The sequence below is a fragment of the Parasphingorhabdus sp. genome, assembly GCF_039982395.1.
Lineage (GTDB): Bacteria > Pseudomonadota > Alphaproteobacteria > Sphingomonadales > Sphingomonadaceae > Parasphingorhabdus.
In genome coordinates this window covers 175,552-190,471 of record NZ_JBDWYO010000001.1, presented here as the reverse complement: position 1 = coordinate 190,471, position 14,920 = coordinate 175,552, and the positions used below count along the sequence as shown (strand labels likewise).

General features: G+C 55.0%; 14 protein-coding genes. 9 read left to right on the top strand and 5 right to left on the bottom strand.

What is annotated here, in order from left to right; all coding sequences use genetic code 11:
* Positions 1-15: 15 nt before the first annotated feature.
* From ABJV08_RS00965 to ABJV08_RS00925, 9 genes are all read left to right on the top strand, one after another.
* Positions 16-765 carry a 6-phosphogluconolactonase gene (locus tag ABJV08_RS00965; protein WP_348039247.1) on the top strand — a complete coding sequence of 250 codons (750 nt, stop codon included), beginning with the start codon at positions 16-18 and terminating at the stop codon, positions 763-765.
* Between the two features lie 127 nt (positions 766-892).
* Positions 893-2,422 (top strand): acyl-CoA synthetase, encoded by a 1,530-nt coding sequence (locus ABJV08_RS00960; RefSeq protein WP_348039248.1) that lies wholly within the window; start codon positions 893-895, stop codon positions 2,420-2,422.
* Between the two features lie 4 nt (positions 2,423-2,426).
* Positions 2,427-3,725, top strand: a complete 1,299-nt coding sequence (locus ABJV08_RS00955; protein WP_348039249.1) for a cytochrome P450 — start codon at positions 2,427-2,429, stop codon at positions 3,723-3,725.
* Positions 3,726-3,800: 75 nt separating this feature from the next.
* On the top strand, positions 3,801-5,231 hold the full coding sequence (locus ABJV08_RS00950) for an aldehyde dehydrogenase family protein (RefSeq protein ID WP_348039250.1): 1,431 nt from the start codon (positions 3,801-3,803) through the stop codon (positions 5,229-5,231).
* Positions 5,232-5,365: 134 nt separating this feature from the next.
* Positions 5,366-6,538: an acetyl-CoA C-acetyltransferase gene (locus ABJV08_RS00945; RefSeq protein WP_348039251.1), complete on the top strand. Its 1,173-nt coding sequence runs from the start codon at positions 5,366-5,368 to the stop codon at positions 6,536-6,538.
* A 64-nt stretch (positions 6,539-6,602) separates the two neighbouring features.
* On the top strand, positions 6,603-7,385 hold the full coding sequence (locus ABJV08_RS00940) for an SDR family NAD(P)-dependent oxidoreductase (RefSeq protein WP_348039315.1): 783 nt from the start codon (positions 6,603-6,605) through the stop codon (positions 7,383-7,385).
* 62 nt (positions 7,386-7,447) lie between these two features.
* On the top strand, positions 7,448-8,320 hold the full coding sequence (locus ABJV08_RS00935) for a crotonase/enoyl-CoA hydratase family protein (RefSeq protein ID WP_348039252.1): 873 nt from the start codon (positions 7,448-7,450) through the stop codon (positions 8,318-8,320).
* 36 nt (positions 8,321-8,356) lie between these two features.
* A complete protein-coding gene (locus ABJV08_RS00930) occupies positions 8,357-8,989 on the top strand; it encodes a TetR family transcriptional regulator (protein ID WP_348039253.1) in 633 nt (210 codons plus the stop codon).
* A 23-nt stretch (positions 8,990-9,012) separates the two neighbouring features.
* Positions 9,013-9,993 carry an MBL fold metallo-hydrolase gene (locus tag ABJV08_RS00925; protein WP_348039254.1) on the top strand — a complete coding sequence of 327 codons (981 nt, stop codon included), beginning with the start codon at positions 9,013-9,015 and terminating at the stop codon, positions 9,991-9,993.
* Between the two features lie 2 nt (positions 9,994-9,995).
* On the opposite strand, the gene yghU is transcribed toward ABJV08_RS00925, so the two are convergent.
* The 5 genes from yghU to ABJV08_RS00900 form a co-directional block, all read right to left on the bottom strand.
* Positions 9,996-10,886 carry a glutathione-dependent disulfide-bond oxidoreductase gene (yghU, locus tag ABJV08_RS00920; RefSeq protein WP_348039255.1) on the bottom strand — a complete coding sequence of 297 codons (891 nt, stop codon included), beginning with the start codon at positions 10,884-10,886 and terminating at the stop codon, positions 9,996-9,998.
* A 100-nt stretch (positions 10,887-10,986) separates the two neighbouring features.
* Positions 10,987-11,301 carry a DUF1330 domain-containing protein gene (locus ABJV08_RS00915; protein WP_348039256.1) on the bottom strand — a complete coding sequence of 105 codons (315 nt, stop codon included), beginning with the start codon at positions 11,299-11,301 and terminating at the stop codon, positions 10,987-10,989.
* A gap of 10 nt (positions 11,302-11,311) precedes the next feature.
* Positions 11,312-12,508: an acyl-CoA dehydrogenase family protein gene (locus tag ABJV08_RS00910; RefSeq protein ID WP_348039257.1), complete on the bottom strand. Its 1,197-nt coding sequence runs from the start codon at positions 12,506-12,508 to the stop codon at positions 11,312-11,314.
* A gap of 13 nt (positions 12,509-12,521) precedes the next feature.
* The gene (locus ABJV08_RS00905; RefSeq protein ID WP_348039258.1) at positions 12,522-13,634 is read right to left on the bottom strand and encodes an acyl-CoA dehydrogenase family protein; all 1,113 of its coding nucleotides are present in this window, start codon (positions 13,632-13,634) and stop codon (positions 12,522-12,524) included.
* 33 nt (positions 13,635-13,667) lie between these two features.
* Positions 13,668-14,879: a CoA transferase gene (locus ABJV08_RS00900; protein WP_348039259.1), complete on the bottom strand. Its 1,212-nt coding sequence runs from the start codon at positions 14,877-14,879 to the stop codon at positions 13,668-13,670.
* Positions 14,880-14,920 lie beyond the last annotated feature (41 nt).

Genomic DNA, 14,920 nt, shown 5'->3' with positions numbered 1-14,920 from the left:
CTGACGGACAGAGATATGACCGAATTTGAAGATGCGATAGAAGATTTTGATATGGACGACCTTCCCGAAGAGGAAGAGTCGATGCTGGAATGGTGGGACTTTGATGACTCCGCCGAAATGGTTGAAGCCGTGGCCGGAGACATCCAGTTCATCATCGAGAGCGCTCTGGACGCGCGCGGCGATGCTCTGTTGGCTTTGCCTGGCAGCGACGAGGCTATGCCGGTGTTGGAGGCTTTGGCCGAAAAACCAATCAAATGGAAATATGTCACCATCATCCCGACGGATGATCTGCTGGTGCCGCTTGATGATCCGCGCAGCCATGCGAAGAAACTGGCGAGCCTCTTCCTGACACGTGGCGCACGGGTTCTGCCTTTGGCACCGGATCACGAAGATTATCATATGGCTGGTTCCGCCGCTGATGCGCGGCTGCGGGACACCAAATGGCCACCGGATCTCGTTTTGCTGGGCATGGGGCCAGGCGGCAGCACCGCCGGGATCATGGAAAGCGCTGATATGGAAGAGGCGCTCGATGGCCCTCCGGAAAAAATTGCGGTTGGATTGCTGCCGGACGATGGTGACACACCGCTGGTAACGATCACCAAGGCGGCCATCTGCGAGGCCCGCACGGTTGCGGTTCTGCTCAAGGGGGCTGCCAATCAGTCGGTGCTCGAAATGGAGATTGAACAGGGCGCCACCAGCATGGCCCCAATCGGCCGGGTATTCGCCGATTTGACCGTGCCTGTGGATATCTACGTGGAGAACTAGGGGGTTATTACTGCTCCCTATCGCCAACCAATGTGACTATCCATTGATTTAACCATGCGATTAAACCATGGTGCTGCAATTGCGAATCGTCAGACAAGGCGATTGATCAATTGGAGAGCGCCAACCTATGCATCCTTCTGTTCATGCTCAGGAGAATCCTGACAAGCCGGCCGTCATCATGGCGGGTTCCGGAGAGGTCATCACTTATGGTGAGCTCGATCAACGTTCCAATCAAGTCGCCCAGCTTTATCGTTCTCAGGGTCTACAGATCGGCGATACTGTGGCGATCTGCCTCGAAAACCACCCGCATTTCTTCCCCATCACTTGGGGTTCGCAGCGTTCTGGTTTGATTCAGGTCGCGATATCCAGCCGCCTGACCGCGGATGAAGTCAGCTATATTTTGAAAGATTCCGGTGCGAAACTGCTGATCGGATCAAAGCAGATGCTGCCGATCATCGATCAGCTACGGCTTTTGAATCCCGATGTTGCGCAACTGGTCTTGGGTGCGGATGACGAACGGAATATGGAAGCGGCGTTAGAGCCAATGCCGACCACGCCGATTGCCGACGAACGGGCTGGCGTAGATATGCTCTATTCATCAGGGACCACCGGTCGCCCCAAAGGCATTAGAATTCCTGTGCCTGAAGATGAAAATATCGCGGCCCCCAATGGCCTTGCCGTGCTCGCGCAAATGGTTTTCAATTTCCACAAGGATTGCGTCTACCTTTCCCCTGCGCCGCTCTACCATGCGGCGCCTTTGCGTTGGAACATGAGCGTTCAGGCGCTTGGCGGGACCAGCGTCGTGATGGAGAAATTCGACCCCGAGCGTGCGCTGCAGCTGATTGAGCAATATAAGTGCGATGTCGGTCAATGGGTGCCGACCCATTTTGTCCGGATGCTCAAATTGCCGGAAGACGTTCGCGCCAAATATGATGTGTCGTCGATCAAGAGCGCGGTGCACGCCGCCGCCCCTGTGCCGGTTCCGATCAAGGAAGCGATGATCAAATGGTGGGGACCCGTGCTCAACGAATATTATGCCGGCACCGAAGGCAATGGATTTGTATTCTGCAACAGCGAAAACTGGCTGACCCATAAGGGAACGGTCGGACAACCGATCAATTGTCAGGTCCATATCTGTGACGAAGAGGGCGAAGAAGTCGCGATTGGCGAAGAAGGCCAGATCTACTTCGAGAGCGGTTCGAAATTTGAATATCACAATGATCCGGAGAAAACCAAAGCGGCAACCCATGCGAAGGGCTGGACGTCGCTGGGCGATGTTGGGAAGGTGGATGAAGACGGCTTTCTCTATCTCACAGACCGCAAGAGCTTCATGATCATTTCCGGTGGCGTGAATATCTATCCGCAGGAAATCGAAAATCTGCTGGTCAGCCATGACAAGGTTGCCGATGCTGCCGTCATCGGCGGACCGGACGAGGATATGGGCGAGAAAGTGATCGCGGTGATCCAGCCAATAGACGTGGCCAATGCCGGTGATGCGCTTGCACAAGAACTGGAAGCCTACCTCCGACAGTCGCTCTCCGGTGTCAAAATCCCGCGCCAGATCGACTTTCGCGCCGAGCTGCCCCGCCATCCAACCGGCAAGCTGTACAAACGGCTGTTGCGGGATGAATATTGGGCCAAAAAGGAAGCAGGATAGTCATATGGCTACGCAGGCAGAAGTGATGTTGACAGGCGACAAAGGACTGGCGGTCATTGACCCCAATAACTATATTGATTGGGATGCTCTGCTGGATCGGTTTGATGCTATTCGCCGGGAAACGCCTGTCGTGCGGGTGGTCAATGACGAGGTCCACGATCCCTTCTGGCTGGTCACCGGCTATGATGATGTAATGCGGGTTAGCAAAGACAATAAGCTGTTCCTCAACAGTCCGCGTAGCGTCACCTTCAGCGACAAAGCAGGGGGTGCGTTCGTCAAGTCGATCACTGGCGGTGACCCGAATTTGGTGCGTTCGTTGGTTGCCCTTGATGCACCAACACATCCCAAATATCGCCGGCTTACGCAGGACTGGTTCATGCCGAAAAATATTGGCAAGATGGAAGCCGAGATTAAAGCGTTGGCCAAAGCCACGGTCGACCGGCTGGTTGATGCGGGCAATGAAGCAGATTTTGTGCCGTTGGTATCTGCGCCTTATCCGCTCCACGTGGTGATGCAGATATTGGGCGTTCCGGAAGCGGACGAACAGCGCATGCTGTTCCTCACCCAGCAGATGTTCGGCGGACAGGATGAAGATCTCAACAAATCCGGCATGGCCAATATGACGCCGGAACAGATCATGCAGCTGGTGGCCGGTGCCGTTGCCGACTTCGAAGCCTATTTTGCTCGACTAACCAAAGAAAAACGCGCCAACCCGACCGAGGATGTGGCGAGCGTCATCGCCAATGCGAAGGTCGACGGCGCGCATCTCAGCGACCGGGATATGGCCGGATATTATATCATATTGGCCGCGGCCGGACATGATACGACCTCGGCCTCCACAGCGGGAGCAATGTTGGCACTGGCGCAGGATCCGGAACAATTTGCGCGACTCAAGGCCGACCGCGATCTGCTGCCCGGCATTGTCGAGGAAGCGATCCGCTGGACCACACCGGTCCAGCACTTCATGCGCACCGCGGCAGAAGATACCGAGCTTGGCGGTCAGAAAATCGCCAAGGATGACTGGTTGATGATCAGCTATATCGCGGCCAATCATGACGAGACTGTCTTTCCCAACCCGCGTAAATTTGACGCGACACGGTCGCCCAACCGGCATCTGGCTTTTGGCGCGGGCGCGCATCAATGTCTCGGGCTGCACATGGCGCGGATGGAAATGAAAATATTGTTCAATGAGCTGCTCGACCGGATCGAGACGCTGGAGCTGGCGGGCGACCCGGTACGTGCCAAATCGACTTTTGTCGGCGGGCTTAAAACCTTGCCGATCCGCTATAGTCTATCAAAATGAATGGCGCACGCAGCCTTGTAATACAGTATAAACGACTCAAATAGAATCGAACAGCAGACCCCAAAGGAGAACAAAATGGTTACCCAATATAAAAATTTGATCAATGGCGAGATGGTTAGCACATCGCAGATGCTGGACGTTGTGAACCCGGCCAATGAAGAAGTTATCGGTCAGGTGCCGGCATGCGGCGAAGCCGAGTTGAATCAGGCGGTAACCGCTGCGCGCGCAGCTTTCAAAACCTGGTCGAAGAAACCAATTGATGACCGGCGTAAAATTGTTCAGGCCATTGCTGGCATCATCAACGAGAATAATGACGAATTGTTCCGTTTGCTCACCGCAGAGCAGGGCAAGCCGCATGCGCAGGCCCAGGGCGAAATCATGGGCGCTGCCTATATGGCTGGTTCACAGGCAACGCTGGACCTGGAAGACGAGATTAACGAAGATACGGATGAGCGGCTTAGTCGCACCCGTCGTGTTCCAGTTGGCGTTGTGGGCGGAATCGTGCCTTGGAACTTCCCGATCATGATGGCGGTGCAAAAAATTGCACCCGCCTTGCTGTCCGGTTGCACCATCGTTCTGAAGCCATCCCCGTTCACGCCATTGACGACCTTGCGTCTCGCGGAACTGCTCAAGGACGTTGCCCCTCCAGGCGTTCTGAACATCATCACCGGCGAAGACAGTCTTGGCCCGATGATCACCTCGCATCCGGATATCGACAAGATCACTTTCACCGGCTCTACCGCAACCGGCAAGAAGATCATGGAAGGCGCTTCCAAGGATCTCAAACGGATTACATTGGAACTGGGCGGCAATGACGCTTCCATCGTCTTGCCAGATGCCAATGTCGAGAAAGTGGCCGAACAGCTGTTCTGGTCAAGCTTTACCAATGCCGGGCAAATCTGTGTGGCTGCGAAACGCATCTATATCCATGAGGATATTTATGACGAGCTGAGCGCCGCCATCGCTAATTTCGCGAAAAATGTGAAGGTCGGCGACGGTTCGCAGCAAGGCACTGCGGTTGGTCCGATCCAGAACAAGAAGCAATATGAGCGGGTTTTGGAGCTGGTGCAGGATGCCAAAGACAATGGCTATAAGTTCCTTGTCGGCGGCGAAGCACAGGATGAGAGCATTCCGGGCTATTATGTGCCGATTACCATCCTCGACAACCCGCCGGAGGATGCGCGGATTGTGGCTGAAGAGCAATTTGGTCCGGTCATGCCGCTGATGAAATTCAGCACAACCGACGAAGCGATCGCGCGGGCCAATGACAGCGAATATGGTCTTGCCGGCGCCGTTTGGACGGCGGATCCCGATGAGGGCGTTCGCGTAGCCGAACAAATGGAAACCGGAACCGTGTGGGTCAATGAATTCTTGCACCTGTCCCCATTCACGCCATTTGGCGGCCACAAGCAATCGGGCATGGGCGCTGAATATGGTAAGGAAGGCCTGCTCGAATTCACCTATCCCCAAGTGATTACGGTCAAAAAAGACAATGTGCCTGCTTAAGGCTTGCATGATGTGAATGATAAAGGCCGGTTATCACTATTGTGATGACCGGCTTTTTCATTTGACGCTAGGGCGGGTGGTGTTTAACCGTTCAGTTAAATTTTCGAATCTCAACATATTGAAGGAGCAGGAATATGGCAGTAGCCTATATCGTAGACGCAGTTCGGACGGCAGGCGGACGCCGTGGCGGTCGTTTGGCCGGAACCCATCCCATTGATCTGGGCGCGGCAACACTCGATGCCATTGCTGACCGCAATGATTTTGATCCCTCGGCGATTGAAGATGTGATCACCGGTTGTGTTATGCAAGGCGGCGAGCAATCGGGCGATGTAGGTCGCAATGCGGTGCTTGCGTCCAGACTTCCCGACAGCATTCCGTCTGTTTCGATCGATCGCCAATGCGGCTCCTCGCAACAGTCTATCCAATTCGCGGCGCAGGGCGTTATGTCCGGCACGCAGGATATGGTTCTGGCACACGGTATCGAGAGCATGACGCGCGTTCCCATGGGATCGACGTTCAAATTGTTCAAAGATGCCGGCCTGGGCATACCCAAATCAGAAGGTCTTGAAAAAGCCTATCCGGGCATCCAATTCAGCCAGTTCATGGGCGCAGAAATGCTGGTCAAAAAGCATGGCTTCAGCCGTGAAGATCTCGACGATTTCGCGCTGGAAAGCCATCAGAAAGCCATCAAGGCAACCGAAGCTGGTGCGTTTGACAATGAAATCGTAGCAGTCGAAGTCGAAACCGCTGAAGGCAAAGAACATCACAAGGTTGATGAAGGCATCCGCTTTGACGCTACCAAGGAAAGCATTGGTGCCGTGAAATTGCTGCAAGAAGGCGGCGCGATCACCGCTGCCAACGCCAGCCAGATTTGTGATGGTTCCAGTGCGGTTCTGGTTTGCTCCGAACAGGCTTTGAAAGACCATGGATTGACCCCACGGGCCCGCATTGTGAACCTGACAGTGACCGCTGGCGATCCGGTGATCATGCTCGAAGAGCCCCTGTTCGCGACCGACCGTGCATTGCAGCGGGCCGATATGAAGATTGACGATATCGATCTTTATGAAGTGAACGAAGCCTTTGCTCCTGTGCCTTTGGCTTGGCTGAAGCATACGGGTGCCGATCGCAGCAAGATCAACGTCAATGGCGGCGCCATTGCCTTGGGTCACCCGCTCGGCGCTTCCGGCACCAAGCTGATGGCAACCCTGATCAATGCAATGGAAGGCAAAGGGTCTAAATATGGCCTGCAGACCATGTGCGAAGGCGGCGGCCAGGCCAATGTCACGATCATTGAACGGCTCGGCTAATTGACACATCGCGCCATGCTGGACGGATTTCAGCATGGCGAAAAAATCGAAGAAAGACAAAAATATGGAACTCAATAGCAACATCTCTGCCGTGATTACCGGCGGTGCTTCCGGTCTCGGTGCGGCGACGGCCCGCCGTTTGGCGGAACAAGGCGTCAAGGTCGCTCTGTTCGACCTCAACGAAGAAAAAGGCGAAGAATTGGCCAATGAATTGGGCGGTGTTTTCTGCAAGGTCAATGTGACCGACGATGACAGCGTGGATGCCGGTTTTGAAAAAGCCCGCGCGGCCAATGGCCAAGAACGCATCTTGGTCAATTGCGCCGGTATCGGCAATGCGATCAAGACCGCTAGCCGCTCCAAGGAAGATGGCTCGATCAAGCATTTCCCGATGGACGCCTTCAAATTCGTCATCGAAGTCAATCTGATCGGCACATTCCGCTGCATCGCCAAATCGGCGGCCGGCATGTTGACCCTCGATCCGCTGGCAGACGGTGATCGCGGTGCGATGGTGAATACCGCTTCGGTTGCTGCCGAAGATGGTCAAATTGGTCAGGCCGCCTATTCCGCTTCCAAGGGCGGTGTTGTTGGTATGACATTGCCGATTGCGCGTGACCTGTCCCGCGAAGGCATCAGGGTGAACACGATCTTGCCCGGTATCTTTGACACGCCGTTGCTCGCTGGCGCGCCACCCCAGGTGCGCGATGCTCTGGGCGCTATGGTTCCGCATCCGCCACGTCTCGGTATGCCGGATGAATATGCAAAGCTTGCGCTGTGTATGATCGAAACCGGTTATTTCAATGGCGAAGATGTTCGCCTTGATGGCGGTATCCGGATGGCACCGCGCTAGACTAAGCAAAGCAAGGGGCTGCGAGAAACTCGCGGCCCTTTTTGTATCTGATGGAGAGAGCCATGTCCGACTATACCCAAATCCTATATGACGTCGCTGACAATATCGCGACGATCACGATCAACCGCCCGGAAAAGATGAACGCCTTTACCGGGACGATGATCAAGGAAATGACCGACGCATTTGATCGTATCGATGCTGATGATGATGTGCGAGCGGTCGTGGTGACAGGGGCCGGCGAGCGCGCCTTTTGTGCCGGCGCCGATTTGACTCCGGAAGATGGCAAAAAGCCATTTGCCAGCAACGAACCGGTGGATGATTATTCTGATCCCCGCGTCCGCGATGGCGGTGGCCTGCTGATCTTGCGTATCTATCAATGTTTAAAACCGGTGATCGGAGCGATCAATGGCGTGGCTGTGGGCGTTGGAGCAACCATGTTGTTGCCGATGGACATGCGTCTTGCCAGCGAGACGGCCCGTTTCGGCTATGTCTTCGCCCGTCGCGGGATTGCACCGGATGGCGCGGCAAGCTGGTTCCTGCCCAATCTGGTCGGGCGGGCGCAGGCTCTGGAATGGTGTTTGACCGGCCGGGTTTTTGATGCCGAGGAAGCGCTGAGCGGCGGTCTTGTCCGCTCGTTGCACAAGCCGGACGAGCTGCTGCCTGCTGCTTATGCTCTGGCCCGCGAGATTGTCGACAATACGGCGCCGGTTTCGATCGCCGTGACGCGGCAGATGCTCTGGCAACTGCCTTCGGAAAATCACCCGATGGAAGCGCATAAGGTTGATAGCCGGATTATCTTCAATCGGGCGAAATCTGCTGATGCGAAAGAGGGTATCGCCAGCTTCCTGGAGAAGCGCGGCCCGAGCTATCCGGACAAAGTTTCCACCGATTTACCAGATACCTTCCCATGGTGGGAGGAACCTGTTTATAAGTGACGAAAATGTGACGTTGTGCATGTGGGGGGAAGATGAATGACCGTTGAGAAACTGGTAGCCAAAGATAGTGAAGCCGGTGCCCGGGACAAGCTGATTGAAACCGCCAGCAAGATCATGCGTGATGGCGATACGATCGACATTTCGTTCAGTGAACTATCGGTCCTGTCCGGCCTTAACAGCGCGCTCGTGAAATATTATTTCGGGAATAAGGATGGTCTTCTGGAGGCGATTCTGGAGCGAGATATGGACAATATTCTGGTCCAGGTCGGCTTGTTGATCAAAAAGGACATGCCGCCGGAAGACAAGCTGCGCCATCATATTGGAGCGGTCATCGATACCTATCACGAATTCCCGTATCTCAACCGCCTGACGATGCGTCTGATCCGTGATCTGCCGCCAGAAGGCGCGCGCAACATCGCCGACAAATATCTCAAACCATTGTCCGAGGCCTATAATATCTTCGTCGGCGCAGGCATCAAGTCGGGCGTCTTTCGCGAAATGAACCCCGATCTCTTCTATTCTGCCGTTACTGGCGCGGCTGACCGTTTTTTCACCGGCAAGCTGGTATGGAAATATTGCTACGGCCGTGACGATTTTGACGAACGGATGCGCGATTCCTATCGCGAGCAAACGGTCGATCTGATCATGGCTGGCATATTGAAGTCCTAACCCTTCCAAAGCGAGGCGTGTCTATGAAAAATGCAGTGAGAATTTTGGGACTTGCAACAGCTTTGACCTTGGGCTCACCGGCGCTTGCCCATGGACATCAATCGGCAAAACCACCGGCACATGGTCCGGTGATGACCATGGATCAAATCTATCAAGCCTTCGGTTGGGATTTTGATGCAGCCGAAATTACAACCCAGAAAATCACCGATGGATTCTATGTCCTGTTCGGGCTCGGCGGTAATATCGCTGTGTCGGTGGGCGAGGATGGAACGTTGATCGTTGACGATCAATTCCCGCAGCTCATGCCAAAGATCAAGGCCGCCTTGAAAGAGATCGGCAGCGAGAAGGTTGATTTTGTCATCAACACCCATTGGCATTTTGATCATGCGGATGGGAATCTAGCGCTCGGCAAGGAAGGCAGCTGGATTGTTTCGCAGTCCAACAGCCGTGCCAAGATGCTGGATGATCATATCGTCAATTTCGGGCCTTTTGCGACGGAGCAGAAAGCTTATCCGAAACATGCTCTGTCTGACATCACCTTTGATGAGACGATGCAGTTCCATATCAATGACGAGAAGATCGACCTCTTGCATGTCGGTCCAGCGCATACCACCGGCGATACGGCGGTCATTTTTCGCGGCGTGAATGCAGTGCATCTGGGTGATGTATTCAACAATGCGGGTTATCCCTTCATCGACGCCGACAATGGTGGCGACCTCGCGGGGATGATTGCTTTCTGTCAGGCGGTCCATGACGCGATTGATGACGATACGAAAGTCATCCCCGGCCATGGCCCGGTCACTGACCGCGCAAAACTGGCGCGCTATATCGAAGTGCTGACCATCATTCAGGGCCGCGTGCAGGCGCTGATCGACGACGGCAAGTCGCTACAGGATATCATGGCGGCAAAACCGACAGCGGATTTCGATGCCGAGTTTCAGGCCAATGCGATGATGCTGCCCAGCTTCCTCAGCCGCGTCTATGCGAGCCTGACCCGGAAGTGAGCTTACGCGCTGGCTTCGCCTTCGGGCTCTAGCTTGTCCTGCGTGCGCAGTTCGAAATCGCTGCTATCGTGGCGGTTGCGCAGCTGGCCTTCCAGGTCACCCCAAGCCCGATTGACCATCTTGCCGCGTTCCACGGCCGGGCGCTTAGCGATCATGTCGGTCCAGCGGTTCATATGTTTGTAGGACGCGGTGTCGAGGAATTCGGCGGCCTGATAAACGACATTTTTAACCAGCGCGCCATACCACGGCCAGATCGCCATGTCGGCGATACTATATTCGTCGCCCGCCATATATTCATTGTCGGCAAGATGGCGGTCGAGCACATCAAGTTGGCGCTTCACCTCCATCGCGAAGCGGTCGATACAATATTCGATTTTCACCGGCGCATAGGCATAGAAATGGCCAAAGCCGCCGCCGAGATAGGGGGCGCTGCCCATTTGCCAGAACAGCCAGTTCAGCGCCTCGGTGCGCTTGCCATGATCGCTGGGGAGGAAGGCTCCGAATTTCTCCGCGAGATATAAAAGCATCGAACCGGACTCGAATAGCCGTGTGGGTGTTTCCGTGCTGTGATCCATCAAAGCCGGGATCTTGCTGTTCGGATTTATGTCGACAAAGCCGCTACCAAATTGGTCACCGTCACCGATGTTGATCAGATAGGCATCATATTCAGCGCCTGTGTGACCAAGGGCCAGAAGCTCTTCCAACATGATCGTGACTTTCACGCCATTCGGTGTCGCCATCGAGTAGAGCTGGAAAGGATGTTTGCCCACTGGCAGCTCCACATCCTTGATCGGACCGGCGATCGGGCGATTGATATTGGCAAAGCGGCCTCCATTGGCCTTGTCCCATTTCCAGACTGTGGGTGGCGTATAATCGGGCAGGTCTGCGGTCATGGGTTGTTTCCTTATCGTTGCGTTGCGCCATAGCTATCAGTTGTGACGATCTCAATCACGCAAGTTTTTCTGCGTCCGCCCAAAGCGGGGTTATGAGGGTCTAATCTCTGGCCGGGATGCCGTTCACCATGGTCAGAAACTGCAATGTCGTGCCGGCCCGGCGATGCTCGGACAAAGATTGATAATCCGGATCATTATACCAAGCGGTGGCCGCTGCTGCATTGGGGAATTTGAACATAACCACGCGGCCTTCAAGCGGCGTCGCGCCTTCGAAGGTGGTGCTATTGTCATCAAAGGTGATGAACTCCCCGCCATGCCGTTTCAATATCGGGAAAAATCCCTTTTCATAGACGCGATATTTGGCCGCATCCTGGACGGTGAAATTGGCGACGACATGGACGGGTTGTTCAGACATATTCGGGCTCCTAGTTCATTTCCGCGAAGGTTTTATCCTTGTCCACGCGGACATCCTGCGGCAGGCCAAGCACCCGTTCCGCGATGATATTTTTGAGAATTTCGTCGGTACCACCGGCGATCCGCAGACCCGGGGCCCACATGAAACTCTCCTGGAACACGGCGTCCGCAGGCGCTTCATCCTTGTCCATGATCAGCCCATAATGGTCCTGCATCTCGATCGCGCTGTTGCAGATGTCCTGCAAATGATTGGCGTTGATGATCTTGCCAATCGCATTTTCCGGACCGGGCGTTTCGCCGCGCGACAAAGCCGTTTGGGTGCGGAACTTGGTCAGCTTATAGCCCTGGGCTGCGACATACCAGTCGGCGAGCTTCGCGCGGAAGGCCTGATCGGCAATCGTGCCAGAAGAGCGCGCATAGTCCATGATTTCTTTCCAGTCGGGACCGGGAGAACCACCCACGGCGAGCCGTTCGTTCATCAGAGTGACCAAGGCCACTTTCCAGCCCATGCCGGGCTCACCAAGGCGATCCGCATCCGGGATGCGGACGTCGGTGAAATAGACTTCGTTGAATTCCTTGCCGCCCGACGCCTGGTGGATCGGCCGTACATCGACGCCCTGCTGTTTCATGTCGACGATGAACATCGTCAGGCCCTTATGTTTGGGGACATTGGGATCTGTGCGGACCAAAAGGATGCCATAGTCGGAATAATGGGCGCCGGATGTCCACACTTTCTGACCGTTTATGACCCAATCGTCTCCATCTTTGACCGCTTTGGTCTTGAGACCGGCAACATCGGAACCCGCTGCGGGCTCTGAGAAGAGCTGGCACCAGACTTCTTCGCCCATCAGCGCTTTTTCGACATAGCGTTTCTTGTGCTCGTCCGATCCGAAAGCAATCACGGTCGGGACGCACATGCCCAGGCCAATGGCGAACGGGCCGGTCGGGGCATCAAATTTCGCTTCTTCCTGTCCCCAGATGACCTGTTGCATCACGGTGCCGCCGCGACCGCCCATTTCCTTGGGCCAGGTGATTTGTGCAAAACCGCCTTCCGCTTTGGTCTTCTGCCACGATTTTGCGCGGGTTAGAAAATCTTCGCGTCCACCGGCCCGCAGCGCACCGGGGGTTTTGGGCTTGAGATGTTTTGAAAGGAAAGCGTGCGCTTCGGCGCGGAATTCTGCTTCTTCAGATGTATCATTGAAATCCATGTTCTATTCCTTCTCAATCATTTTTCGCTTCGAGAGCGCTGACCAATTTCTCTTTCCACACGGCGGGACTGCCGGCCTGAACGGAGAGCAATTTTGCGCGACGGTAGAAGAGGTGGCAATCCACCTCCCAGGTGAAGCCCATGCCGCCATGGGTCTGGATATTTTCCTTGGAGGCAAACCAGAAGGCCTCTGACGCTGCCACCCGGGCAGCCGCCGCTGCCTCGGGGAGTTCGGCAGCGTCGCTGGACAGCGCCCATGCGCCATAATAGGCGTTGGACCGAGCGACTTCATTTTTCACATACATGTCGGCGAGCTTGTGCTTGATCGCCTGATTGCCGCCAATGGCGCGGCCAAAGGCAACCCGTTCCTTGGCATAGGCATTGGCCATTTCGAGACAACGGGAAGCGCCGCCCAATTGTTCAAAGGCGATCAATATGGCTGCCCGATCATTGATCTGGTCGTGCAAGGACGTGCCATTGCCTGCTTCGCCGAGCAATTCTGCTGCCGCGCCGTCGAAGCTGATCGTCGCATGGCTCCGCGTGGGTTCGAGCGTCTTGATCGGTTTCCGGGTTACGCCGTTCTGGTTCAGGTCGACGATGGCCAGACTCTCGCCGCTCCCGTCTTTGACCAGCACCACTGCGTGGGTGGCGATATCGCCATCGGTTACCGGGATTTTTTTACCCGAAATTTTTCCGCTGCTCAGCTTTGTTGCAATCGCGCCGGACTTGATCTCTCCCGGCCCTTCGCTGATCGCGATGCAGCCAACCAGACTGCCATCGGCAATTTTCGGAAGCAGCGTGGATTTCTGTTCTTCGCTGCCAGCCAGTTTCAATGCTTCGGCAAAGAAATAGGCGGAAGAACCGAAGGGTACCGGTGCCAGAACGCGGCCCAGCTCCTCTGCAATCACGCAAAGCTCCAACATGCCGAGGCCCAGCCCGCCATATTCTTCGGGAATGGCGGCGCCGAGCCAGCCCATTTCGACAATCTGTTTCCACACATCTTCATTGTGGCTCTTGTCGTCATCATCCAGCACTTCGCGGACATGTGCGCTGGTGCATTGGGCTTCCAGAAATTTACGCGCTTCATCGCGGAGAAATTTCTGGTCATCAGAGAAATCAAAATTCATCGAGCGTTCCTGTCCTAATTACTATTATTATTCTTATTCATCATTGGCCGGCATGCCCATTGCGCCGCGTATTTCGTCATTATCGGCGCCCAAAGTGGGCGGATCGGCATAGATGTTCGCCGGGCTGACGGAATAGTGCACCGGATGTTTGATCGTCCGATATTTGCCGATTTTCTCGCCTTCACGTTCTTGCCAGAAACCGACCTGCTCCAAATGCGGATCGGTCAGAACATCTTTCATTTGGTTGTAGCGCATGGCCGGAATATTATGTTCGTCCAGCAGCGGTAGCCATTCGTCGGTGGTCTTGGTTGCGGCGATTTCCTCGATCAGGGCATAGAGCGCCGTGATATTCTTGGTGCGCTGGGAATAGTCCGAAAAGCGGGGTTCATCAAAGACGCCCGGCTTGCCGCCCAGTTCAAAAAACTTCCGCCACTGTGCGTCGTTATAGGGAACCAGGCCGATATAGCCGTCCTTGGTCGGATAGGGTTTGCGATTCTCGTTGATCGAGCGGGTGTAGGCAAGCTTGCCATTGCCGGGAATGAACGTCTCGCCCCACAGATTTTCAACCATGTTGAACCAGGTAAAGGCTTCGAACATCGGCACCTGGACAAATTGCCCTTCGCCGGTTTTCTCTTTGTGATACATCGCCGCGAGCGTGGCGTTAACGGCGAACAGGCCGATTGTCTTGTCGGCCACCAGCGAAGGCATATAGAGCGGCCGTCCGCTGTCACCGCGCATTTCGAACAGGCTAGCAAAACCGGACGCGCATTGGATCAGGTCATCATAAGCCTGCCGCTTTTCATATTCACCGCCCTGACCGAAACCGGCGCAATGCACATAGACGATGCCGGGGTTGACCGCCTTGACGCTTTCATAGTCCAGACCGAGCCGTTCCATGCCGGCCAGCCGTACATTATGGAAAAATACATCGGCATGTTTCAGCAGTTCGAGAATGACGGCTTTGTCGTCTTCATTCTTACCGTTGAGCGTGACCGATTTTTTGTTGCGGTTGAGGGAGGTGAATATCGGACCCAGGTCGCCGGTCGGATTGTCCCCCGCGTGACGCATCATATCGCCGCCAAATTTGCCTTCGCCATTTTCAATCTTGATAACGTCCGCGCCCATGTCTGCGAAATTCAAGGTCGCAAAGGGGCCGAGTACCACGGTCGACATGTCGACGATCTTCAGGCCCTTCAGTGGCCCCGTTGGTTCTGTGTCCCATTTCAGCTCTGGCCATCCGCTCATTCAAAAGTCCTCAATTTATTAGGTGCATTGATTTAGCTGTC